Here is a 21,272-nt window from a genome sequence, read left to right as displayed (position 1 = left end):
ATTATCTCACAACCCCGTTTTCCAGTATATAGTCTGTCCAAACAAAAAAGGCGCCTTACCATTACGGTAAAACGCCTTTTAAGATCATTTTATGTAATTGATAAATGACTGAGTGCTTCGGCCGCTCTTTCTCTGGCCTCTTCAACGGTCTCGGCTGCAGAAAGCGCAACCGCCATACGGCGTCCGACTTTCGTGACGGGTTTACCGAATACGCGGACCTGAGTGCTTTTTACCGCCAAAGCTTTCTCCAAACCTTCAACCGCATAATCAGCAAGCTCTTTTGGCGCCTTCAGCGGACGGCTTGCCCCCGGCGACAGCTGAGTGATTTCCGGAATCGGGAATCCCAATATCGCGCGGACATGCAGCGCAAACTCTGACAAATTTTGCGTCACAAGCGTAACGAGCCCCGTATCATGCGGACGGGGAGACACCTCGCTGAAATATACTTTATCTTCAGTAAGGAAAAGCTCCACCCCGAACAAACCGTATCCGCCGAGCTCATCCGTTATGCTTTTCGCAATGTGTTTCGCCTCTTCAATCTGCTGTTCCGTCATATGATGAGGCTGCCATGATTCAATATAGTCACCGTCTTTTTGTTCATGTCCGATCGGCGCGCAAAAGGACGTACCGTTCGCCGCGCGCACTGTCAGAAGAGTGATTTCTGACTCAAATGGAATGAATTCCTCAACGATGACCCGGCCGTTTTTCACCCGGCCGCCTTCCATTGCCATGTCCCAGCAGCTTTTCAGCCCGGAAGCCGAGCGGCACACGCTTTGCCCTTTTCCGGAAGAGCTCATCAGCGGCTTTACCACGCACGGAAAGCCGATTGTTTCTGCCGCTTCTTTAAATTCTTCATATGTATTCGCGAATTCATAGCCGGCAGTCGGAAGATGAAGCGTCTCTGCCGCAAGCCGTCTGATGCCTTCACGGTCCATCGTCAGCTTTGCCGCACGCGCATTCGGAATGACGTGAAACCCTTCTTCCTCAAGCTTCAGCAGCTCATCCGTCGCAATGGCTTCCACTTCCGGCACGATCAAGTCCGGTTTTTCTTTCTCAATGACTTCTCTGACCTGCGCTTTATCAAGCATATCAATCACATAGCTTTTGTGCGCGGCCTGCATGGCGGGAGCATGCTCATAGCTGTCAACGGCTATAGTGACAACCCCGAGCCGCTGCGCTTCAATGACGACTTCTTTCCCCAGCTCGCCTGATCCTAATAACAACATCTTCTTCGCCTGATACATGTCCTTTGGCCCCTCCCTTTCTATACCCCACTCATTATAACGGAAATATTCAAAAAATAAAGACAAGACAGATTACAAGCTCTATCCTGTCTTTTGTGCTGATTCGAGCGATTCAATCGCCGCTGACACGTCCTTCTCGCAATATTGCCCCATTAAGCATAGCGATTCTTCCGCCCGGCAGGCGTGAGAAGCGATGCGGCGCTTTGCTTCCTCATGGTTGTCAAGAATGCCGAGATCACAGAGACTGACGGGGAAACCGAGCCGGCGGTAAAACGGAAGCAGCTCTTCAATCTCATGTCTCCGATTCTCAAGCGCGAGCTGCACCAATATGACGTAAGCAACCTTCTGGCCGTGCAGCACCTGATGTGTCTCCTGAAGAAAACTGAGGCCGTTGTGGACCGCATGCGCCCCTGCCATCCTGCACAAACGGCCGCCATACCCGCCGACCGTTCCCGCAAGCATAATGATCGTTTCCGCCGTATGGATGAACGGCACGGACAGCTCGCCTTTCTCCATGCTTACGACGGCGGCTTCACTGTAACGCAATAACAGATGACGGGTATATTCCGCCTGTCTCAGCCCCGCCTGCGCCATCAGCGGCGGCGCCTCCTCCGTATTTCTGATGACCGCCTCGGCCTCATACCATTTCGCCAGCGTATCACCGATCCCGCTTTTCATATATTCAATGGGAGAGGAAAGCAAAAACAGCGGATCAACAAGCGTCAAATAGCTTGAACGCTTGTGATAATCAACTCTGATAAAATTGCCGCTCTCATCATATATGACACTCAACGGCGTACTTGCCGCACACGTCCCCGCAATGGAAGGAACCATCACAGCCTCAATATCAAGCCGGTCTGCCGCCGCTTTTGCCAAATCCAAAATCGTGCCGCCTCCGATACCGATGATCACATCCGCGTCTTCCGCCTGCTCACAGACCTTACGCACCGCCTCAGGTGAACAGTATCCTTTGTGCTGAATCACATCCCAGGAAGAACCGCCGCCGTAATCGGAGAACGCCTGAAAAGATTTGATTCCGGTCACAATAACGGGTTTTCTGAATGTCTCCAGCAGCCCCGGAAGTTCTTTTGCGATTCCTTCCTTGCATATGTACTGATTCGGGCCGCTTCGCACGATATCTTCAGGCTTCATTCGAATCTCTCCTTTGGCTGGAATTTATATATATTTTCTCACTTGTCAGAAAATACATCAACCGGAGGTGCGTCAGCGCTTCGCTTCTTCCGCCTCCAAAAACAGCTCATCAAGCCGCTCCAAAGCCTCTGCCTTTTCAAAACTGCTGAACCACAGATCATCATAAGAATCAAGGATGCGGTAATGGTGGGAAATCAAATGCTGCTGCAAGCGGAACTCGCCTTTTTTCTCGATGGCTTTCCACCACACCTTGCCGCCCATCGTCTTCCCCTTCGGCCTGTCAATTGTGCGGTGAGCAACCGTTTCAATGACCTCCAGCGGATCATCTCCTAATACGGATTGCAGTGTTTCACTTGATCTGAAAAGCGCGCAAACCGCCACAACGTGCGGCCATTCCGCAAGCGCCCGCCCTTTCTCAATCTGCACCAGCGACTTTTTAGAAAGGCCGATCACATCTGCCATTTTCTCCTGTGTGTAGCCTCTCTCCGACCGGATTTTCTTCAGCTGGACTGAGACAAGCTCAGTCATATAATCTTGATCCATCTCAACCTCCATATTTATCAATATAGCCATTTTACACCGCGGCACGCCTTTTTTATATCAGAACATTTTCAAACAAATCAAAAGGACCCGGGATTGGCTTATCATTGAAGCGATGTACCTTTCCGCATAATCCAGAATGATGCGGTGAATACAAACGTACGCCCGAAGAGACAGGTGCGGACTCCCTGGCGGTTGAGGGAGAAAATAAAAAGCTGCCGCAGCTGCGGCAGCTAAAACATTATAAGCTGAAAATCAAAATTATGAAGCGAATACAATCCAACTCGCACTATAATTGACACGTTTTTTCGAACCTTGATTGACCATTTTAAATCTGTATGAATCTCCTTTTTTTAACGAAGGTGTTTCAAAATAAGTCGTTCCATTTTTCTTTGCATTGGCGGTTTTGATTGTTTTCCAGGCACCTTTGCCGTTGACTTGCTTTTGGACGTATATTTTATACGTGCCCTTCCCTTTACTGTTGGATTTAAAAGTCACGGCTCTCAAGCTGTACTTTTTTGTCGTCTTAGTGAATTTAGGGTGATACGTATTGATCACATAGTTAGTGAAATACCCGCTTTTATAAGTATGAAGCCAGTCTTTAGCCTCTGCTTTTTGCGGAGAAGAAAAACCCATAAAACCAATTCCGCTGATTAAAAGAGTAAAAATAATGATGAGCGACTTAAAAATCTTTTTGCTTTTCATCGAGAAAATCCTTCCTTCCTGTAACTATTTACCCTATTTATGTTAATGACAATATAGCTAATCATAAATCCGTCCAACTAACCATTTTGACTGCAGGAAGAGGTATGAACAGCCCTAAAAATGACTATATGACTACTACTTATGATTCTTGTTATTTTTGATTAAGTGATAATGTTACTTTAAACCGCTATCCATTTTGCTGTTTTTATATCAATTGTCATAGAGAGATCTTTTCCTATCAATGCCTCTCTTTCGGCGTTTGTGCTGCGATTGTATGATGGGGCTGTCCCTGCTTGAACAAACTCATAAACCCATGACAAACTGTCATACGTTTGCCACCTATGAATGAACGCACACTACACATAATGGAGGGATTGCAATGGACGAAATGGTCCTGGAAACACAACAATGGCTGAATGAGACGTACAAAGGCAGACATGGGTACAACAAGGTGCCGGAAAACGGAAAAACAGGCTGGGATACCATTTACGGTCTGACACGGGCGCTTCAAATTGAGCTTGGTATTTCAGAACCCGCCGATAACTTCGGACCGACGACACAAAGATTGTTTAAACCGCTGAAAAAGCAGGCTCCCGATTCTAAGCCGACAAACATGAATTACATTCTGCAAGGGGCGCTGTGGTGTAAAGGATTTAACCCGGGCGGATTTTCTGGCGTTTTCTATGAAAATACCGAAAGCGCTGTAAAAGAGTTTCAAAAAGCGGCCGGGCTCACTAAGCAAGACGGCATCGTCACGGCACTCATTATGAAGGCCTTGCTGGATATGAGCGCTTTTCGGTTAGTAGCGGGAGGCGACAAAAGAATCCGCCAAATCCAGCAGAACCTGAACCGGGATTACAATGACTACATCGGCTTGATGCCTTGTGACGGCTTATATGCCCGCGATACAAACAAGGCTCTCATTTATGCTCTGCAAAAAGAAGAAGGCATGAGCACAAGCGTCGCCAATGGATTTTTCGGGAACGGAACGACCAGCTTATGTCCTACCTTGACTCCCGGCGATTCACGGACAGGCTTTGTTTTGATTGTGCAATACGCGCTTTACTGTAATGGGAAATCATTTGACCCCGGTGAATTCGACGGAAAATACGGCGTCGAAGTTGTATCGGCAGTGAAAGCTTTCCAAGAATTTATGTGCCTGCCGCAGACAGGTTATGCGGACATGCCGACGATTAAAGCTTTATTATCAAGCTCAGGCGACACAACGCGGGCTGCTTCAGCTTGTGACACCGCTGCCATTTTGACGGCAGATACGGCTAAAACTTTGCGTGAGAATGGCTATAAAATCGTGGGAAGATATTTGACCGGGAATGTGCGGACGAGCAGCGGACTGACATCGAAAGCGTTAACGTCAAAAGAACTTTCCGCGATTTTCAATGCCGGCTTAAGTGTGTTTCCGATTTATCAGGACGGCGGCTATGAATCTTCTTATTTTGTAAAAGACCAAGGAACGAGAGATGCGTACAGCGCTGCATCAGCCGCCCGAAGATTAGGTTTTCCGTCAGGAACGACCATTTACTTTGCCGTCGATTTCGATGCGTATGATTATGAAGTTACGGATAAAATCATCCCTTACTTCCAAGAAATCAAGTCAGCTTTTATGAAAATGCAGGCGTTCTCAACTGCGCCGAAATATGAAATCGGGGTATACGGGCCGAGAAACATTTGTATCCGGACGTCAGAAGCAGGTCTGACCAAATATAGCTTTACGGCTAACATGTCGACCGGATTCAGCGGCAACCTCGGATACCCGATGCCGAAAAACTGGGCTTTTGATCAATTTTATGAAGGAACGATCGGAAGCGGAGCGGGAAAAGTCGCCATTGACAAAGACGGATACTCCGGAAAAGACTCGGGTGCAAGCAGCGTCCATCCGCCTTCTGATCCTGTGTATGATGCAAGACTGCGCACACTGACGGACATTTTAACAACCATTCCTGCTTTAGAAAATATATCGAATCTTGCGAATGCCATGTTTGAATTCGACAAGACAGAAACCATTTATACATCACCTGAAATGGATATTCTTTTATCTACTTCACTTTTGGCAACAGTGCCAAGCGAAGGTTCTCCCAACACAGTTACCATTACAAACGGCAAACCGGGAGCTTATATTACTGGTCTGATGGGAGATTCACAAGTCTCTTTTACAGCATCACAAATTGATTCCTATCAAAACCTGCTTAACAGTCTGAGCTTGTCAGTCCGCAACGGTTATTTAGAAGTGTATGTCAATCCGTCTGCGGGATCGCTGAATATTCAATTTAAAATTTATACACCTGATATTCCGGTCGGTGACAGTGCTACAACTGGACTAACAACTACCATTACATTTAAAATAAAACAAAAGAGCTTCAGATTGCCGGATTCCGAAGAGGTGTACTCTCCGGATTGGGATTCTGTCGTGAATACCATGGCTATTGCAGGCGCAGGAATTATTGTTATTGTAGGGATCGGTGCTTTAGTCGTTTTAGCACCTGAATTAGGAGGAGCTGCAGCCTTGTTCAGCACAGTTTTATCACTATTTCTATAATTGAACAGGCAGCTCCTTGCTCCAGGAATGCTCAATGAGTATTCTTGGAGTTATTTTTAAAGGAGGATTCGCATGAAGATTGATATGGAGACATACAAGGACACCGTTCAAAAAATAGAAAATGATTTGATTCCGCGAAGTCAAAATGACAAAGAACTGCTTACATATTTGATGAAACAAGATTCGCTCACACTGAATCAAATGAAAATGTGTTTCATTGAACCGCCCCTCACATTCCGACATACTGTCAAAATCGTATGTACAGTCACATTCATCACGTTATATATCTTTTTTTTCAGCACTCATTTTAATGATTTGATTGAAATGGCTCTGCAGATGGTTTTTGGCCTGGCCGGCCTTGTTTGGATTTTTGCTGCATTTCCGTTTTCAAGGAAAATCCAAGTGTCTGACCGTTTCAGACAAAAATCTGAAAACACCCGTATCACCGGAATGATAGACTTTGTCCTCGAACAACGATACAAAGACATGATCAGTTAAAAACCCCTCTGCTTAAGGGGTTTTTTTTATGATGCAATCCCTTCACCCCCCTTATCAAAAAAGGCTCTTCCCCTTTGGAAATAACCGGAACACCCAATTTCGTTTTCAATATAATGAGGTAGTGGATCTGCAAAGAAAGAAGGGCGACATGATGGGTATCATTAATGGCAAAATGTTCATTGACCGATTAAATCAGCTTGGAAATGAGATTTGGCTTGATGGTGAAAAGATCGAGGGACAGATTTCTGAACATCCCGCATTTAAGGGCCTTCTGGAAACGAAGCGCTCTCTTTATGATTTGCAAACGAAACCGGACATGATAGATCAAATGACTTACAGTCTTCCCGGTAAAAAAGAACGGGCCGGGCTTTCATACCTGCAGCCGAAAACGAAAGAAGACGTAAAAAGAAGAAGAAACATGTTCGAACATTGGGCCAGGCACACGCACGGAATGATGGGACGAAGCCCGGATTATATGAATACCGTGCTGATGAGCTTCGCCTCCTCTGCCGCGCTTTTGAAAGACCGCGATCATTGTTTTCCGGAACATGTTCAAGCGCTGTACGAACGCGCTGCCGCACAGGATCTTTCTTTTACGCACACGTTTATCACCCCTCAGGTGAATCGTTCACAAATGGGCGTAAACGTATCGCCGACACCTATCTCGGCAAAAGTCGTCGATAAAAATGAAAAAGGCCTCATCATACACGGCGCGCGGATTTTAGCCACACAAGGCGGCCTGACGGATGAAGTGCTCGTGGTTTCTCTGCCTAAGATGTATTTTGAATCGGATGAAGCGTTCGCTTTTTCAATTCCTTCCAATACAAAGGGAGTAAAATTTATCTGCAGGGAATCTTTCGTACTCGGAAAATCATCGTTTGATTATCCGCTCAGCTCAAGATATGAAGAAATGGATTCTATCGTTGTATTTGATCACGTTTTGGTCCCTTGGGAACGCGTATTTTTTTACAATAATTACGAGGCGGCTTTTGATTTTAATATGAAAAGCTCTTTTAACGCCTTCGCATTTCATCAAGTTATCACGAGACAAATTGTAAAGACGGAGTTTCTCCTTGGCCTCGCCCAAACGCTTGTCGATGCGATAGATGTAGGCGAATATCAGCATATTCAGGCTAAGATGGCTGAGATCATCACCGGTCTGGAAACGATGAAAGCCCTTTTGGAAAAGTCGGAGAATGATGCGGAAACAGACGAATGGGGTTATATGCGTCCGAGTGTCACTCCGCTTCGTGTGGTCAGCGCGATTTTCCCTGACATCTACCCGCGCTTCACGGAAATCATCCAGCTGATCGGGGCAAGCGGAATGGTGACTTTGCCGACTGAAAAAGCGTTCCGTTCCGACATCAGAGGAGACCTTGACCAATATTTGCAGGCGGCCGAATTGAACGCTGAAGACCGGGTAAAAGTGTTCCGCCTCGCATGGGATTTGACCATGAGCCCCTTTGGAACAAGGCAGACACAATATGAGCGGTACTTCTTCGGTGACCCCGTCCGCTTAGCCAGCCATCTGTACAGAAGCTACCCGAAAGAAGAACAGACCGCGGTCATCAAGGAATTCCTGCACATTCATAAATAAAACAAAGCAGAGATGTGTTCTCTGCTTTTGATAGCTGGATCGGCTGCCGCCGATCCTATTTTTTATTTTGGCTGATCACCACCATCGTAATATGCGATAACGCGAAAGAGACGAGCGTGTACACGACGGCCCACCCGATAAACGAGAAATTCAATATGGTAAAGGTGCATATAAGGCAAACGGCCAAAGCGGCAGCCGGCATAATGAACGCGTTTTTAAACAGGTACGTTCCGGCGACTGACAGGATGATGATACAAAGCGGCAGAACACCGAACGCAAAATCCAATTCATCAATCAACAGATGCACTCCCTTCGCTTTTCTTAGTTCGGCCTAACACATCTTATGCCTGAGTACAAAATCGAGTACATCAAATCTTTCGCGCTCCGGCTGATATTCCCTCCGGTTATTTATTCAAAAAAATGAAAACTTTCCTTAAAGCGTTTACATTCACGCCAGACTGTGATAATTTAAGAAAGCGCTATCATATACAAGTTAATGATTTTTGGATGGAGATGAGGAGAACCAGGAAACCGCGCCCTTTCATAAGGGTGATTTCTGGTTCTTTTTGTCATTTTCAAGGAAAGGAGTCATACATACATCATGATAGACGTTCAGCAAAGGGGAGGATATGATGTTTCAATTGTTCAAGCCGGCTCCGCATATTGAGAGATTGGATGATTCAAAGACGGATGCGGCCTATAAACGGCTCAGGCTGCAGGTGTTTTTGGGGATTTTCATCGGGTATGCCGGGTATTATTTACTTCGCAAAAACTTTGCCTTCGCTATTCCTTATTTTCAGGAACAAGGGTTTTCAAAAGGGGAACTTGGCTTGGTGCTTGCGGCCGTATCAATCGCTTACGGCTTCAGCAAATTTATTATGGGGATGGTGTCTGACCGCTGCAACCCGAGGTATTTCCTTGCGACAGGTCTGTTTTTGTCAGGTGTCGTCAACATTTTATTTGTTTCCATGCCATGGGTCACGTCAAGCGTGACGATTATGTTCATTTTTATGTTTATTAACGGATGGTTTCAAGGGATGGGCTGGCCGCCTTGCGGACGGACGATGGCTCATTGGTTTTCCATCAGTGAACGCGGAACGAAAATGTCGATATGGAATGTCGCCCATAACATAGGCGGAGGTATTCTCGCCCCGCTCGTGACTCTCGGCATCGCCATGTTTGTTACTTGGAAAAGCGTATTTTTCTTTCCGGCGATTATCGCCATCGTCATTTCATTTGTGATTGTTCTTCTCGTTCGGGACACGCCGCAATCCTGCGGGCTTCCGCCGATTGAAGAATACCGGAATGACTATCCGAAGCATGCGTTCAAAGACCAGGAAAAAGAGATGACGACCAAAGAAATTCTTTTCAAATACGTGCTGAATAATAAATTTCTGTGGTATATCGCATTTGCCAATGTCTTTGTTTATTTCGTGCGGTACGGTGTCGTTGACTGGGCGCCGACCTATTTGACGGAAGCGAAAGGGTTCTCTCCTGAAGACTCCAGATGGTCTTATTTCCTTTATGAATATGCGGGAATTCCGGGAACGATTTTGTGCGGCTGGATCAGCGACCGGTTTTTCAAAAGCCGCCGCGCACCGGCCGGCGTGCTGTTCATGGCCGGCGTATTTATCGCTGTATTGGTCTACTGGCTTAACCCTGCCGGTCATCCGCTCATCGATAATATCGCGCTGATCAGCATCGGATTCTTAATCTATGGGCCTGTCATGCTGATCGGACTTCAGGCCATTGACCTTGCGCCTAAAAAAGCGGCGGGAACGGCAGCCGGCTTAACCGGGTTTTTCGGCTACATCGGAGGCTCTGCTTTCGCCAACGCCATTATGGGTTATGTCGTAGACCGGTTTGACTGGAACGGCGGCTTTATCATGCTTATCTCCTCATGCGTGCTGTCCATCGTCTTCTTGGCTATGACGTGGAATACAGGCAAGCGGGCGGAGCATGTGTAAGAAAACAACATAAAAGATTAATATTTTTGCAGTACAGCATTTACAACGATTTTCTACGCTAGAGACAGATATTGATTTTTAAGGGGGAAGAAAACATGCGGAAACATAAGTTGTTTGCTTTGGTATTGCTTTCATTCGGTTTATTGTCATTCATCGTCACGCCTGTATCGGCGGCGGGAAAAGGAAACCTCTTGTCTCCTGACAGAATTTTGACCATTGCCCATCGCGGTGCTTCGGGGTATGTCCCGGAGCACACGATCCTTTCTTATGAAACTGCGCAAAAAATGAAGGCTGACTATATTGAGTTGGATTTACAAATGACAAAAGACGGCAAGCTGATCGTCATGCATGATGAAAAGCTGGACCGCACCACAAACGGACAAGGCTGGGTGAAGGATCATACATTAGCCGAGATTCAAAAGCTCGACGCCGGTTCTTGGTTCAATAAGGCCTATCCGGAAAAAGCAAAACCGCAATACGCCGGACTTCGCGTTCCCACACTTGATGACGTGTTAAAACGGTTCGGCAGACATGCAAACTATTATATTGAAACAAAGGCGCCCGAAACATATCCTGGTATGGAAGAAAAACTGATCGCTTCACTGAAAAAATATAAATTGGCAGGAAAGCATGCGAAACTTGGACAAGTTATCATTCAGTCTTTCAGCAGGGACAGCCTTCTGAAAATCAAACAGCTCGATCCGAAACTTCCCGCCGTCCAATTGCTTGAAGCGGAACAGATGACGTCAATGACTGACGCAGATTTAACGGACATCAAAACATATGCCGTCGGAATCGGACCGGATTACAAAGCGCTGAACGCTCAAAATGTCCGAAACATTCGCAGCCACGGCCTACTGCTTCACCCTTACACCGTGAACAGCGAGACGGACATGCGCCGTCTGCTGAATTGGGGCGTAACCGGTGTGTTCACCAACTATGCCGATATATTTCAGAAGGTCAAAAAAGAATATAAATCATAAAGCCAGCATGGGTTCGGGGATGTTGCCGAACCCATGTTTTTTTGCCCGATAAAAAAACCTTGCGGGAACGTTACCGCAAGGTTTTTATCAATCATTATTCTTTTCCGGCAGCGGCTTCCGCCTGTCCGCCTTTTAATTGATCGTTGATTGCTTTGGCGTCTTTCAAATACTCAGTCTTGAATCCGCTCTTCAGCGCCCACGCATAGAAGGCAAGGGCAACGATTGCGATCAGCCCCATATCCCATCCGTACGGAATGATGTTCAGACCGCCGAATTTTTCACTTCCGAGCCATGAAATGACCATCATGCTGAGCAGATAGACAACCATCCAGACGCCGCCTTTAAAGTTTCTGCGGAATCCTTTCCACTTCACTTTCGCTTGGTAGTAGAAATAAATCGGAAGGCCGATCAAAATGATAAACAGCACCTGCCCTGTTAACGGCCAGCGCGCCCAATACAGCACGAGAGACGCGAACACGAAGCCGAGCGGTGCAACCACGCTGAGGCCTTTCAGACGGAGAGGCCTGTACAAATCCGCCGCCGTCCGCCGCAGCGTCATCACCGTCACTGGACCCGTGATATAAGAAATCAGCGTCGCAACGGAAATGATTTCAGCAAGCACGCCCCATCCTCTGAATAAAAACAGAAAGATAAACGATACGATCAGGTTGAAAATCATCGCTTGGCGCGGCACGCCGTACAGCGGATGAAGCTTTCCGAAAATGCTCGGCATATATTTATTTTTTTCCATGCCGTAAATCATGCGGGACGTCGTAGCGGTATAAGTGATACCCGTTCCCGACGGAGATACGAACGCATCCGCATAAAGAATAATGACAAGCCAATTGATATTCAATGCGATCGCCAAATCGGCAAATGGAGAGTTAAAGTTCAGGTGACTCCAGCCGTGAACGATCATGGAAGGTTCAACCGCACCGATAAATGCGATTTGCAATAGGACGTAAATGACGGTTGCGACCAACAGCGAACCGACAACCGCAATCGGAATCGATTTGCCGGGATTTTTTGCTTCTCCGGCCATGTTAATCGGGCTTTGAAACCCGTTAAACGCAAATACGATACCTGATGTGGCCACCGCCGTCAGCACGCTCGCCCAGCCGTTCGGCGCAATGCTTGAACCGGATGTGAAGTTTCCGCCGTGAAAACCGGTAAACAGCAGCGCTCCGATTGTCAGCCCCGGAATAATAATTTTAAAGATGGTAATCAATGAATTCGCTTTTGAAAACAAGTTAACTGTCCAATAATTCAGTAAAAAGTAAATAATCAGCAATACGGATGCGAAGCCGAGCCCCTCTCCCGTAAGTGTGCCGTTGTGAACGAGATTGCTTGTCCACTTTGCCCAGTCCCACGGCCATGAGCTCATATATTGAACAGACGCAACCGCCTCCACCGGAATAACGGAAACAATCGCAATCCAGTTTGCCCATCCTGCGATAAATCCAATAAATGATCCATGAGAATATTGAGTATATTTTACCATTCCCCCGGCTTCCGGGAACATTGAACCCAATTCACTGTAAGAAAGTGCGATAAACAAAATTACGATCATACCGATAATCCAGGAAATAATTGCGGCAGGTCCCGCAATCTGAGCCGCCCGCCACGCCCCGAATAACCAACCGGAGCCAATCATCGACCCAAGTCCGACCATCATGAGTGCAAACGTTCCCATTCTGCGATGTAATTGATTCATAAAGTTAACACCTTTCAATTAAAATATGACTCCAGCGCTATCATATATTTATAATATTATTCTGAAAATAGTTTTGTCAATCTTTATCGCATTAAAGCGGAAAGCCAAAATTAACCTTCCGATGTTTAAACAGCCGTTAAGCGGGAATAACTACTGCAAGCCAGAAATAGAAAGGAGTTTTTATCGTGAAACAAAAACTGCTCATTTCAGGACTTGCCGTGTCGACTGTCGGAGTGACTTCCTACCTGCTCAAAGATAAATCAAACCGCCAAAAGGTGATGAACTTTATCCGCAATATGAAAACATCGCTCTCCGGGAAGCAGGATATTGAATCATTCCCCGTCAACAAAGCAGGCAATCCGCATCCCGAAGATATTGAAGACAACAAAATGGTATCGGAAGGCTCCATGTACCCGGTTCAATATTATGATGACAAGAAGAAATAATCTGTTCCCGGGCTGCCCGGCCGTATCAAACGGCGGCAGCTTTTTTATGCAGACGGCGTTTTATAGATCCGCCAATATTGGCGCGATCCTTTCTCCCGCACAGTAATGCCCAGTTTGGATATTTCCGCTTTCAGCTCTTTCGCATCTGCCTTTTCCTCCTCTTTCAGCGCCTTTTCTCTCGCTTTTAAAAGAGCATTTGCCCCAGGCTCCAAATCCGGCGTGTCCGGCACCCACCGTTTGTATTCTTCTTTAAAAGGATCTTCCGTCCCCAGCCAGACATACCCATGCGCGCGAAACGCATCAGCCGCTTTTTCAACCGCCGGCTCAAGCTTCTCCCGAAAAAGCTCCTGTCCTTCAGTGCCTAATAAGACAAGATACTTCCCATCCGTAAACACACCGGAAATGCTGTCTTTCGAAAACACGCTTTCTTCATTATATATGGTTAAGGACACCTCGCTGTCCGTCACGACTGCGACAAGACTTTCTTTAAAAGCTGCCTGCGTCAGCCACACTCCCCCAATTAAGCCGATAACGGCAGTTGCAGCCGCAGCCTTCCATCCGTGAAAGGAAGCGATTATTTCCAGCGGCCCGTGAAAAGGCAGCCAATCCAATGTTACGGCCCACTTCGCAATGACCGGCAGAAACCATCCGATGACCAGCCCTAATAATGGCGGCACCAGAAAAACCAAAGCTTTTTCAACCGATGACAACTCAAGAACCGTCTGTTTTTTTATTTCGTTCATGATTCTCCTCCGTCTGTGTTTTTCACAACTATCCATTATACAAAGGGTTGGATGATTCTGTAAACTGTTTCCGAAACAATAAAAAAGCCTCCCGGCCGCCGGGAGGCTTTTTAAAACAGGAGCTCATATACTTCATTCAATTCCATCGTGCGCTTCTCATCCTGCTCGTTCTCAGCATATTTGATTTCCTTTTCAAGCACCTGATTCAGCGCATCCATTTCCAGATCATTTAGATCTTTCACGAACTCGCCTTCATTTGCATAATGCTTCACCTGAAGCTTTTTATAAATCCCCCGGCACACATCATGCTCCAAGTGGTTCGAAAGCGACTCGCGCAAATATCCAAGTGTCCTGTCCATCATGTAAGCCCTCCCTTTTCTTTAGGAATAGCTTCCCGGAAAGAGAGAAAAACTATACATGAAAGCACCGGGCGGCTGTTTTAACTCTGTACCTGAATGGAGAAAAATCCGCTGCTTAACGGCGTGTACGGCCCGTTCAGCCCCGTTGCGGAGAAAGAGAACGTTCCTGAACTGACATAAGAAAGAGGAACGCTGTAATATTTAATATAGCCTGTAACGATATTGCCGTTTTTCGTATATTCATCTTCCAGCGCTTTTGACGTAAGATTTGTAATATTCGTTCCGTTGTTAAACGCCTGGATCGAGTTATTGTTCGGATACCCTTGGAAATATACGGCTAAATAACCCGTTGTCCCCTTCATCGGTTTTGATGCGCTGATTTGGTTCGGCCCGATATTTTCCCATTGGTAATTCTGACCGTCAGACGTCACACCGATAATACGGATTTGTGTTAAAGCAGGAGCGGGCGCCGCAGACGCTGACGGAGCCCACAACCCGCTCACAAGCAACAAAGCAGCGGCGGCCGCGGCAAATAGCATAACGAGTCTCTTTTTCATATTTCTTCCTCCTCTTAATCTTTTCGTAGAATCCTATACTATTTTACATGATTCCCAAGGAAAAAGATTACATTTTATAAAAGAGTCCGGAATATTTTGTGAACTAGATATGAAACGCTCTGGAAACGCCATTGATTATGAGAAAGATGCCGCAGATTCTTAACACGACTCTTGAACTTCTGTCATCCTTACCGAAAAAGGTTTTTCCGAGCCAGCCGATCCATACGTTCATTGCGGCTCCAGCGAGCACTTCTATGATTCCGATGATTTCTGCCATATACAAAGCAGCCATCCTCCTAACTGTGTTTTTTCATATTACGGTTTATCAAATAGAGTGATAAAACCAATGACGCTGCACCGGCGGCAAGAAACAGGCTCAGCGGCACTATCTGCATGCTGCCTCCGCCATTGTTTTGAAACGCGCCGATCGCCCATTTTTCAGGGGTAAACAATGACAGCATCCGCATGTACTCCGGAGCCGTGTCTAATGTGAAGAACGCCCCTCCCAATAAACCCGTGACAGCTATAAAAACGGAAGCAAGCGACGTGAATTGCTTTTGGCTCTTCATGAACGGTATCACGGCCATCGTTACAGCAGTCAGCGCAAACGAGCAGGCCGCAAGCACCGCTCCCGCAGCAAAAACATGATCAGCAAAACGGATGTGCAGCATGAATGTTCCGGCAGCGAGAATCACGATAATATGGAGAAGTCCGAAAAGATACGCCGCCGCAAACTTAGAAATTGCATATGCCGTATAGGAAACGGGCGTGCTCAGCAATCTGTCATATGTATGATTTTCTTGTTCATCTATAAATGATCGCAGGCTTTGGACTGCAACGAACCAGATAAACATCACTAAAAATCCGATGAGTCTGTCGGCCGCCTGCCCGCCTGCATAAACGTGATGGCGGTCAACGGTGACGGCGGAATGACCCTGAATATCCTTCAAGAGATCAGCTGCCGCCTGCTTCCCATCGGTGTGCAGCGTGCGGGATATCACTTTTGCATCGCGGACTATTTTTTTCAGCGCGCCCGCCTGCTGCGCAATCAGCTGCTCTGTCAAAACAGCATCACCCTTTTCTTCATTCTGAATAAATGAAACGTTCAATTCATCTCCGGAAAATAATGTCTCTTCAAAATGAGAGCCGATCAGCAATCCAAAGGATATATCCTGATGATTAACCTTTGTTTTTAATACGTCCTCCGTGACCTTCGTGACTTTTATATGGCCGGCTGTCTGAATCATTTTCATAAATTGCGCTGAATAGGCGCTCTGATCCTCATCAGCTACATATACTTCCTTCTGCTGACTGCCTTCCGCAGAAAAGGAAAAGAAATATGTGAGAAGGAGCGGAGCGGAAATCGTCGCAAAGATGGCAGCCCGATTTTGCAGCATCAGTTTCAGCTGATGTCTGATCATGAATAACAGCTGCATCATGAAACCGCCTCCTTCCGTTTAAACACCCAGACGGTCAAACATAAAAACACGGCGCCGATGGCAGCAAGCTCTGCCAAATCCGCCGCAATACCGCTCAGACCGGCATACTGCGTGACACTGACATAGCTGTTGATCGCTTTGCCGTTCGGTATCAGCTCCTGCACGATTTTCAAACTGTCAGGCAAGCCGCCTTTTGCGATAAAGCTTCCGCCTAAAAAACTGAAGCCATACAGAATAGGAGCCGCCATGCTTGAGACGGTCTCGTGGTTTTTTGCAGTAACCCCCCAAAGGAGCACAATACTGCCGATCGCAAATGAATAAACGATCGTCACCAGCAATACTTCAAACAAATTGCCCCATTTTACCTGATACAAGATGCTGCTTGCGATGATGACGGCAGCCATTTGCATCAGGATGGCAAACATGATTCCCAAAAGCTTACCCGCCACGTATTGGATACGTAAAACAGGCATTGATTTGATTCTGAATAACGTGTGCTGCTGTCTCTCTTCCACTATCCCGTGAATGAGCGCAAACGCGGTCATAATGGAGAACATGACGACCATTGCGATTGAATAATACTGCATCGCATCAATCGGAGCCGCGTGATTGCCTGCGGACTGTTTCGGAATGGTGACAGCCTGTCCACGTTCACCCGAAAGGCCGCTGATGATTTTGCTGACATCTCCCTTTGACAGATGTCCCGACTGCTTCAGCACCGCTTTTTCTTCGCTGAATTCCGCTTTTACTCTGGTGACAAACGAATCGGCCATCATTTCCACAATGTCTCCGTTTACAGAGCCTTGTTGGTCCGAGATGACTTTGATACTTGTTTTTTCATTGTGTTCCGCCGCTTTTGCAAAGCCTTTCGGCACGTATACAAAAACGGAGACTTTGCCGCTTTCGACAAGCTGTTTCCCTTCTTGGTAACTGCCTATATCTTTTACACGGATGAGATCGTTTTGGTTCAGCACGTCATTCTTTAATTGGTCACCCAAAGAACTCTCCGCGTGATCCGCATTATAAAACGCAGTCTGAAATGGCTTCACTTTTGAATCGCCGTGAAAAACCGTTCCTAAAATGAAAATCATCAGCGCCGGAAACAGAAGCAGTTTTATATAGAAAGACTTTGCGCCGGCCAATAACCGAAAATCTAATAAGATCAGCCTGAATAATATTTTCATGACGCCCCCCTATGAATCCCGCAGCGTTTTGCCGGTGAGCCGGAGGAAAATGCTTTCCAGATTGGCTTCCTCGAAATGAATGCCCTTAATGGTGATACCGGTTTTCCTGATATCATCCGCAATATCAAGGATATTGCGATCTGCCGCAGAGACGAGCATCGTAATGGTCTGCCGGCTGACAGCAGCCTCGGCAACACCGGGAATGCGGCGGATTTTTTTAACGGCATCATCATTCAGCCCCTCTGCATTCACGGTCAGGGTATCAGAGGCTTTGGCTGACTGCTTCAATTCGTCTTTCGTCCCGCAGGCAATGATTGAGCCGTGATCCATGATCGCCGCTTTTTCACAGAGGTATTCGGCCTCTTCCATGTAATGGCTCGTGTAGATGACGGTCATCCCTTTTTCTTGATTTAACGTCTTCACGGTTTCAAGAATGTGGTGTCTGGATTGCGGATCAATTCCGACGGTCGGTTCATCTAAAATGAATAGTTTCGGTTCATTCATTAGCGCGGCACCGATATTCACCCGTCTTTTCATGCCGCCCGAAAACTCAGATATCCTTTGATTTCGCTGTTCCTGTAATTCGATGATGTCCAGCACTTCATCAACCCGTTTACAAAGTTCCTTACCGGAAAGTCCGTACAGACTTCCGAAAAAAGCCAAATTATCCTTTGCGCTTAACGCTTGATATAAAGCGATTTCCTGCGGGACGACTCCCATCACTTTTTTTATGGCCGCAGGCTGCTCCTGCAATGAGGCTCCGTCAATACAGATTGTTCCGCCCGTCGGCGGGAGCACGGTGCTGATCATCGACACCGTTGTTGATTTACCGGCGCCGTTTGGCCCCAGCAGACCGAATATCTCTCCTTTTTCGATGCGCAGTGATATATGATTGACAGCGGTAAAATCGCCGTACTTTTTTGTCAAATCCGTTAATTCGAGCATTCGTGCAGCACTCCTTGTGTCATGTCTGCACTTATTCTACTCTTGGCGATCCTTGTTTTCTATTCACTTTCGTACTCGATATGGGTATTACTTTCGTCATATGTTTAGTGATAAAAAGGGAGAGAGGAGGGTGAAACGGGGTTATAGCAATTTTTGCAAATATAAGGTAAGCTCGGTTCTGTTTGACACTTCAAGTTTATCGAGGATTCTGGATACATAGTTTTTCACAGTGCCTTCAGTCAGAAATAAGTCTGCGGCAATGCGTTTATTGCTTTTGCCTTCCATAATGTGTTTCGCCACATCAAGCTCTCTCGGCGTGAGAATCTCCTTCAGCTTTGACCGCGGCTCTTCCTGCACCGCAGGGATCTCCATATTGTTCAGCGCTTTTACGACGGAAACCGTGATTTTGGGATTCAGCATCATCTTCCCTTCATAAACGGCTTGAAGGGAGGCGGTAATTTCATCTGAATCAGCATCCTTCAAGAGATAGCCGTCGGCTCCGCTTTTCAGCCCGGCAAAAATATAGTGATCATCTTCAAACGTTGTCAGAATGATGACTTTTACGGAAGGATATCGCGCTTTTACCGCTTTTGTCGTTTCGATTCCGTCCATACCGGGCATTCTGATATCCATCAAAATCACATCGGTTTCGGTTTGAGAAAGCAGCCGGAGAACCTCTTCGCCGCAAGAAGCCTCTCCCGATATTTGAATTCCTTCGTGAAGACTCAGAATCATTTTCAGCCCCTCTCTCACAATGGACTGGTCGTCTGCAATCATGACATTCACTTGATTATTCCTCCTTGCATGGAATCCTTATTTTCACGTCAAAACCCGTTTCCTTCCCGGAAGAGAAAACAGCCTCTCCGCCAAGTGCGGCCGCTCTTTTCTCAATTCCTTTCAGACCATTTGATTTTATGATCGTTCCGCAGGCTGAGCCGTTATTATGAATGTGCGCCAATATCATATTTCGGTTTTTTTGAATCCGGACAGAAACATATGAAGCATGTCCATGCTTTATCGCATTCGTAATCGTTTCCTGAACGGATTGATAAAGACAATGCTTCACATCCGGCTGTTCCGCTTCTATGGCCGCGTCCGTCTCCAGCTCGAAGCGTATGCCTCCCGCCTCTTGAAAATGACTGAAAATGTCACGGAGCTCTTGCTCAAACGCCCGCCCGGACAACGAGCCCTGCAGCAGCGTAACCGCCTGGCGAAGCTTTAAAATGGATTCTTTCGTAAGATCATGCGCTTTATGAATGATCTGCTTCACTTTGTCCGGCTGATGCCCGGCTGTCTTCCCGGCAAATTCTAAATTCATTTTCAGAGCAGCCAGATAATGACCGAGAGAATCATGCAGCTCCTGCGCAATTCTTGTTCTTTCTTTCGTAACGGCCAGTTCCTCAATCCGGTCTGAATATTCCTTCAGTGTGTCATTAGCGGTTTTCAGCTCTCGGTTCAGCAATTCTACCTTCGACTTCTCCTGCAGGTTTTTCCGATATAAATAAATCACCGCAAACATGATGAAGTATGGCGGCACGATATCACTGACACCCGCTCCTCCGGCGTATAAAGCTGCGGCAAATGCGGCGGCATTCACCGTTAACAAAACAGCCGGAATCTGCTGATCAGTAATAAGCACCTCCGCCAATAAAAGCACCATTACGGCCTGTGTCCCCACACTATAGACATTGTACAAAAGAACTCCCGCGATAACGTTGCTCAGGAGAAAAGAGCCTTGATATACAGCCGGCCTTCTCTTCATATATAGCGGCCGCAGGCAGTCATTAGCCGTCAGCATCATCACGAGCACAGACAAAAAAACCTTCAGCTCCCCCCGGCCGGGAGGAAGCTGAAGAATCGCATGAAAGATTGATAGTAATGCAAAACCCCTGATCAGTAACTTCGTATGTGCTATCTTCATCGTATTCTCCTTACAGATGAGCGGCGGCTTTTCGCTCCACGTTCAGCACATCATACAGCTCATCAAGCGAATGAATTTCATGCGTCGGGATGATCCCGGACTCATTTGCTTTCTTTCCGGGATTAAACCAGCACGTATCCATTCCCGCCATCTGACCGCCTTTTATGTCCGCGCTCAATGAATCGCCGATAATAAGCCCGTGCCCGGCAGAAAAACCGGGAATTCTCGCAAATACATAATCAAAGTATTCCTTCATCGGCTTTTGAAAACCCGTGTCCTCAGATACAAACACATCTTTAAAAAACGGATACAGACCGGAGTCGCCCAGCCGCTTATATTGTGATGTTGAGACGCCGTTCGTCACGATGTATAAATCAAATAAAGGACTCAGCCGTTCAATCAGCTCATAAGCTCCGTCTATCATCTGGTGCCCTTCTTCTAAGTATTGGCGGTACGCCTGATTCATCAGCACGCCGCCGGCTTCGAGGCCGTATTCTTTAAACAAAAGGGCAAACCGTGTATTCACCACTTCATCGCGGGTCATTTCCCCCTCTTCAAACGCCTTCCACAGCCCTTGATTTAACGCTTTATAACGGGCTTCCACCTCTGCCGTCAGCTCCAGCTTTGAACCTTGAAACAATTTTTGAAGAGCATCGGTTTCTGAAGCGGTAAAATCCAGCAGCGTATTGTCTATATCAAATAATAACGTACGGTAATGACTCAT

The 21,272-nt window shown here is 46.7% G+C and carries 22 protein-coding genes; 6 read left to right on the top strand and 16 right to left on the bottom strand.

The features are described from left to right. Positions 1–89 precede the first annotated feature (89 nt). The 4 genes from purT to ACWJJX_RS14990 form a co-directional block, all read right to left on the bottom strand. On the bottom strand, positions 90–1,244 hold the full coding sequence (purT, locus tag ACWJJX_RS15005; protein WP_017419324.1) for a phosphoribosylglycinamide formyltransferase 2: 1,155 nt from the start codon (positions 1,242–1,244) through the stop codon (positions 90–92). 81 nt (positions 1,245–1,325) lie between these two features. Then, positions 1,326–2,396, bottom strand: coding sequence for an iron-containing alcohol dehydrogenase family protein (locus ACWJJX_RS15000; protein ID WP_454023089.1), 1,071 nt, complete (start codon positions 2,394–2,396; stop codon positions 1,326–1,328). 72 nt (positions 2,397–2,468) lie between these two features. Then, complete coding sequence (locus ACWJJX_RS14995) at positions 2,469–2,939, bottom strand: helix-turn-helix transcriptional regulator (protein ID WP_003156718.1); 471 nt, start codon at positions 2,937–2,939, stop codon at positions 2,469–2,471. 258 nt (positions 2,940–3,197) lie between these two features. Further along, positions 3,198–3,641, bottom strand: coding sequence for a hypothetical protein (locus ACWJJX_RS14990; RefSeq protein WP_017419322.1), 444 nt, complete (start codon positions 3,639–3,641; stop codon positions 3,198–3,200). Positions 3,642–4,020: 379 nt separating this feature from the next. Here ACWJJX_RS14990 and ACWJJX_RS14985 point away from each other — a divergent pair, with 379 nt between their 5' ends. From ACWJJX_RS14985 to hpaB, 3 genes are all read left to right on the top strand, one after another. Next, positions 4,021–6,195 carry a glycoside hydrolase domain-containing protein gene (locus ACWJJX_RS14985; protein WP_454023088.1) on the top strand — a complete coding sequence of 725 codons (2,175 nt, stop codon included), beginning with the start codon at positions 4,021–4,023 and terminating at the stop codon, positions 6,193–6,195. Positions 6,196–6,267: 72 nt separating this feature from the next. Continuing rightward, entirely contained in the window at positions 6,268–6,693 is a 426-nt protein-coding gene (locus ACWJJX_RS14980; RefSeq protein WP_454023087.1) for a hypothetical protein, read from the top strand. A gap of 151 nt (positions 6,694–6,844) precedes the next feature. Continuing rightward, entirely contained in the window at positions 6,845–8,290 is a 1,446-nt protein-coding gene (gene hpaB, locus ACWJJX_RS14975) for a 4-hydroxyphenylacetate 3-monooxygenase, oxygenase component (protein WP_146276035.1), read from the top strand. Between the two features lie 55 nt (positions 8,291–8,345). Here the strand turns inward: hpaB and ACWJJX_RS14970 are convergent, their stop codons facing one another. Next, positions 8,346–8,588 (bottom strand): DUF2651 family protein, encoded by a 243-nt coding sequence (locus ACWJJX_RS14970; protein ID WP_003156724.1) that lies wholly within the window; start codon positions 8,586–8,588, stop codon positions 8,346–8,348. Positions 8,589–8,922: 334 nt separating this feature from the next. Here ACWJJX_RS14970 and glpT point away from each other — a divergent pair, with 334 nt between their 5' ends. Continuing rightward, positions 8,923–10,257, top strand: coding sequence for a glycerol-3-phosphate transporter (gene glpT, locus ACWJJX_RS14965; RefSeq protein ID WP_003156725.1), 1,335 nt, complete (start codon positions 8,923–8,925; stop codon positions 10,255–10,257). Between the two features lie 95 nt (positions 10,258–10,352). Beyond that, a complete protein-coding gene (locus tag ACWJJX_RS14960; RefSeq protein WP_063174902.1) occupies positions 10,353–11,240 on the top strand; it encodes a glycerophosphodiester phosphodiesterase in 888 nt (295 codons plus the stop codon). A gap of 94 nt (positions 11,241–11,334) precedes the next feature. Here ACWJJX_RS14960 and ACWJJX_RS14955 read toward each other — a convergent pair whose 3' ends face one another. After that, positions 11,335–12,954, bottom strand: coding sequence for an APC family permease (locus tag ACWJJX_RS14955; protein WP_063174899.1), 1,620 nt, complete (start codon positions 12,952–12,954; stop codon positions 11,335–11,337). Positions 12,955–13,139: 185 nt separating this feature from the next. Here ACWJJX_RS14955 and ACWJJX_RS14950 point away from each other — a divergent pair, with 185 nt between their 5' ends. Then, positions 13,140–13,400, top strand: coding sequence for a hypothetical protein (locus tag ACWJJX_RS14950; RefSeq protein ID WP_003156732.1), 261 nt, complete (start codon positions 13,140–13,142; stop codon positions 13,398–13,400). 44 nt (positions 13,401–13,444) lie between these two features. Here the strand turns inward: ACWJJX_RS14950 and ACWJJX_RS14945 are convergent, their stop codons facing one another. The 10 genes from ACWJJX_RS14945 to ACWJJX_RS14900 all read right to left on the bottom strand — a co-directional run bounded on the left by ACWJJX_RS14945 (position 13,445) and on the right by ACWJJX_RS14900 (position 21,272). Then, positions 13,445–14,143 carry a YqeB family protein gene (locus tag ACWJJX_RS14945; RefSeq protein WP_063174898.1) on the bottom strand — a complete coding sequence of 233 codons (699 nt, stop codon included), beginning with the start codon at positions 14,141–14,143 and terminating at the stop codon, positions 13,445–13,447. 110 nt (positions 14,144–14,253) lie between these two features. Continuing rightward, positions 14,254–14,502: a sigma-G-dependent sporulation-specific acid-soluble spore protein CsgA gene (locus tag ACWJJX_RS14940; protein WP_007408989.1), complete on the bottom strand. Its 249-nt coding sequence runs from the start codon at positions 14,500–14,502 to the stop codon at positions 14,254–14,256. Between the two features lie 80 nt (positions 14,503–14,582). Continuing rightward, positions 14,583–15,059: a DUF4879 domain-containing protein gene (locus ACWJJX_RS14935; RefSeq protein ID WP_015239070.1), complete on the bottom strand. Its 477-nt coding sequence runs from the start codon at positions 15,057–15,059 to the stop codon at positions 14,583–14,585. Between the two features lie 103 nt (positions 15,060–15,162). Next, on the bottom strand, positions 15,163–15,342 hold the full coding sequence (locus ACWJJX_RS14930) for a hypothetical protein (RefSeq protein ID WP_003156739.1): 180 nt from the start codon (positions 15,340–15,342) through the stop codon (positions 15,163–15,165). Positions 15,343–15,355: 13 nt separating this feature from the next. After that, on the bottom strand, positions 15,356–16,498 hold the full coding sequence (locus tag ACWJJX_RS14925; protein WP_146283862.1) for an ABC transporter permease: 1,143 nt from the start codon (positions 16,496–16,498) through the stop codon (positions 15,356–15,358). Beyond that, complete coding sequence (locus tag ACWJJX_RS14920; RefSeq protein WP_146283863.1) at positions 16,495–17,682, bottom strand: ABC transporter permease; 1,188 nt, start codon at positions 17,680–17,682, stop codon at positions 16,495–16,497. Before ACWJJX_RS14920 ends, ACWJJX_RS14925 begins: the two co-directional genes overlap by 4 nt. A gap of 9 nt (positions 17,683–17,691) precedes the next feature. After that, on the bottom strand, positions 17,692–18,627 hold the full coding sequence (locus ACWJJX_RS14915) for an ABC transporter ATP-binding protein (protein ID WP_102421939.1): 936 nt from the start codon (positions 18,625–18,627) through the stop codon (positions 17,692–17,694). A gap of 141 nt (positions 18,628–18,768) precedes the next feature. Continuing rightward, the gene (locus tag ACWJJX_RS14910) at positions 18,769–19,413 is read right to left on the bottom strand and encodes a response regulator (RefSeq protein ID WP_070081300.1); all 645 of its coding nucleotides are present in this window, start codon (positions 19,411–19,413) and stop codon (positions 18,769–18,771) included. 4 nt (positions 19,414–19,417) lie between these two features. Then, positions 19,418–20,548 (bottom strand): sensor histidine kinase, encoded by a 1,131-nt coding sequence (locus ACWJJX_RS14905; protein WP_003156744.1) that lies wholly within the window; start codon positions 20,546–20,548, stop codon positions 19,418–19,420. 10 nt (positions 20,549–20,558) lie between these two features. Beyond that, on the bottom strand, positions 20,559–21,272 hold the full coding sequence (locus tag ACWJJX_RS14900) for a YjjG family noncanonical pyrimidine nucleotidase (protein ID WP_454023086.1): 714 nt from the start codon (positions 21,270–21,272) through the stop codon (positions 20,559–20,561).

Source organism: Bacillus sp. YH3-2-B2 (assembly GCF_053663335.1).
This window is presented reverse-complemented; position numbering and strand designations above follow the sequence as displayed.

Excerpts from the sequence above, each read along its gene's own strand:
- ACWJJX_RS14980 (WP_454023087.1), top strand. The coding sequence starts at position 6,268 with ATGAAGATTGATATGGAGACATACAAGGACACCGTTCAAAAAATAGAA.
- ACWJJX_RS14900 (WP_454023086.1), bottom strand. The coding sequence starts at position 21,272 with ATGAGTCATTACCGTACGTTATTATTTGATATAGACAATACGCTGCTG.
- ACWJJX_RS14985 (WP_454023088.1), top strand. The coding sequence starts at position 4,021 with ATGGACGAAATGGTCCTGGAAACACAACAATGGCTGAATGAGACGTAC.
- ACWJJX_RS14955 (WP_063174899.1), bottom strand. The coding sequence starts at position 12,954 with ATGAATCAATTACATCGCAGAATGGGAACGTTTGCACTCATGATGGTC.
- ACWJJX_RS14990 (WP_017419322.1), bottom strand. The coding sequence starts at position 3,641 with ATGAAAAGCAAAAAGATTTTTAAGTCGCTCATCATTATTTTTACTCTT.
- glpT (WP_003156725.1), top strand. The coding sequence starts at position 8,923 with ATGTTTCAATTGTTCAAGCCGGCTCCGCATATTGAGAGATTGGATGAT.
- ACWJJX_RS14905 (WP_003156744.1), bottom strand. The coding sequence starts at position 20,548 with ATGAAGATAGCACATACGAAGTTACTGATCAGGGGTTTTGCATTACTA.
- purT (WP_017419324.1), bottom strand. The coding sequence starts at position 1,244 with ATGTATCAGGCGAAGAAGATGTTGTTATTAGGATCAGGCGAGCTGGGG.
- ACWJJX_RS14915 (WP_102421939.1), bottom strand. The coding sequence starts at position 18,627 with ATGCTCGAATTAACGGATTTGACAAAAAAGTACGGCGATTTTACCGCT.
- ACWJJX_RS14940 (WP_007408989.1), bottom strand. The coding sequence starts at position 14,502 with ATGGACAGGACACTTGGATATTTGCGCGAGTCGCTTTCGAACCACTTG.
- ACWJJX_RS15000 (WP_454023089.1), bottom strand. The coding sequence starts at position 2,396 with ATGAAGCCTGAAGATATCGTGCGAAGCGGCCCGAATCAGTACATATGC.
- ACWJJX_RS14945 (WP_063174898.1), bottom strand. The coding sequence starts at position 14,143 with ATGAACGAAATAAAAAAACAGACGGTTCTTGAGTTGTCATCGGTTGAA.
- ACWJJX_RS14995 (WP_003156718.1), bottom strand. The coding sequence starts at position 2,939 with ATGGATCAAGATTATATGACTGAGCTTGTCTCAGTCCAGCTGAAGAAA.
- hpaB (WP_146276035.1), top strand. The coding sequence starts at position 6,845 with ATGGGTATCATTAATGGCAAAATGTTCATTGACCGATTAAATCAGCTT.
- ACWJJX_RS14925 (WP_146283862.1), bottom strand. The coding sequence starts at position 16,498 with ATGATGCAGCTGTTATTCATGATCAGACATCAGCTGAAACTGATGCTG.
- ACWJJX_RS14920 (WP_146283863.1), bottom strand. The coding sequence starts at position 17,682 with ATGAAAATATTATTCAGGCTGATCTTATTAGATTTTCGGTTATTGGCC.
- ACWJJX_RS14935 (WP_015239070.1), bottom strand. The coding sequence starts at position 15,059 with ATGAAAAAGAGACTCGTTATGCTATTTGCCGCGGCCGCCGCTGCTTTG.
- ACWJJX_RS14960 (WP_063174902.1), top strand. The coding sequence starts at position 10,353 with ATGCGGAAACATAAGTTGTTTGCTTTGGTATTGCTTTCATTCGGTTTA.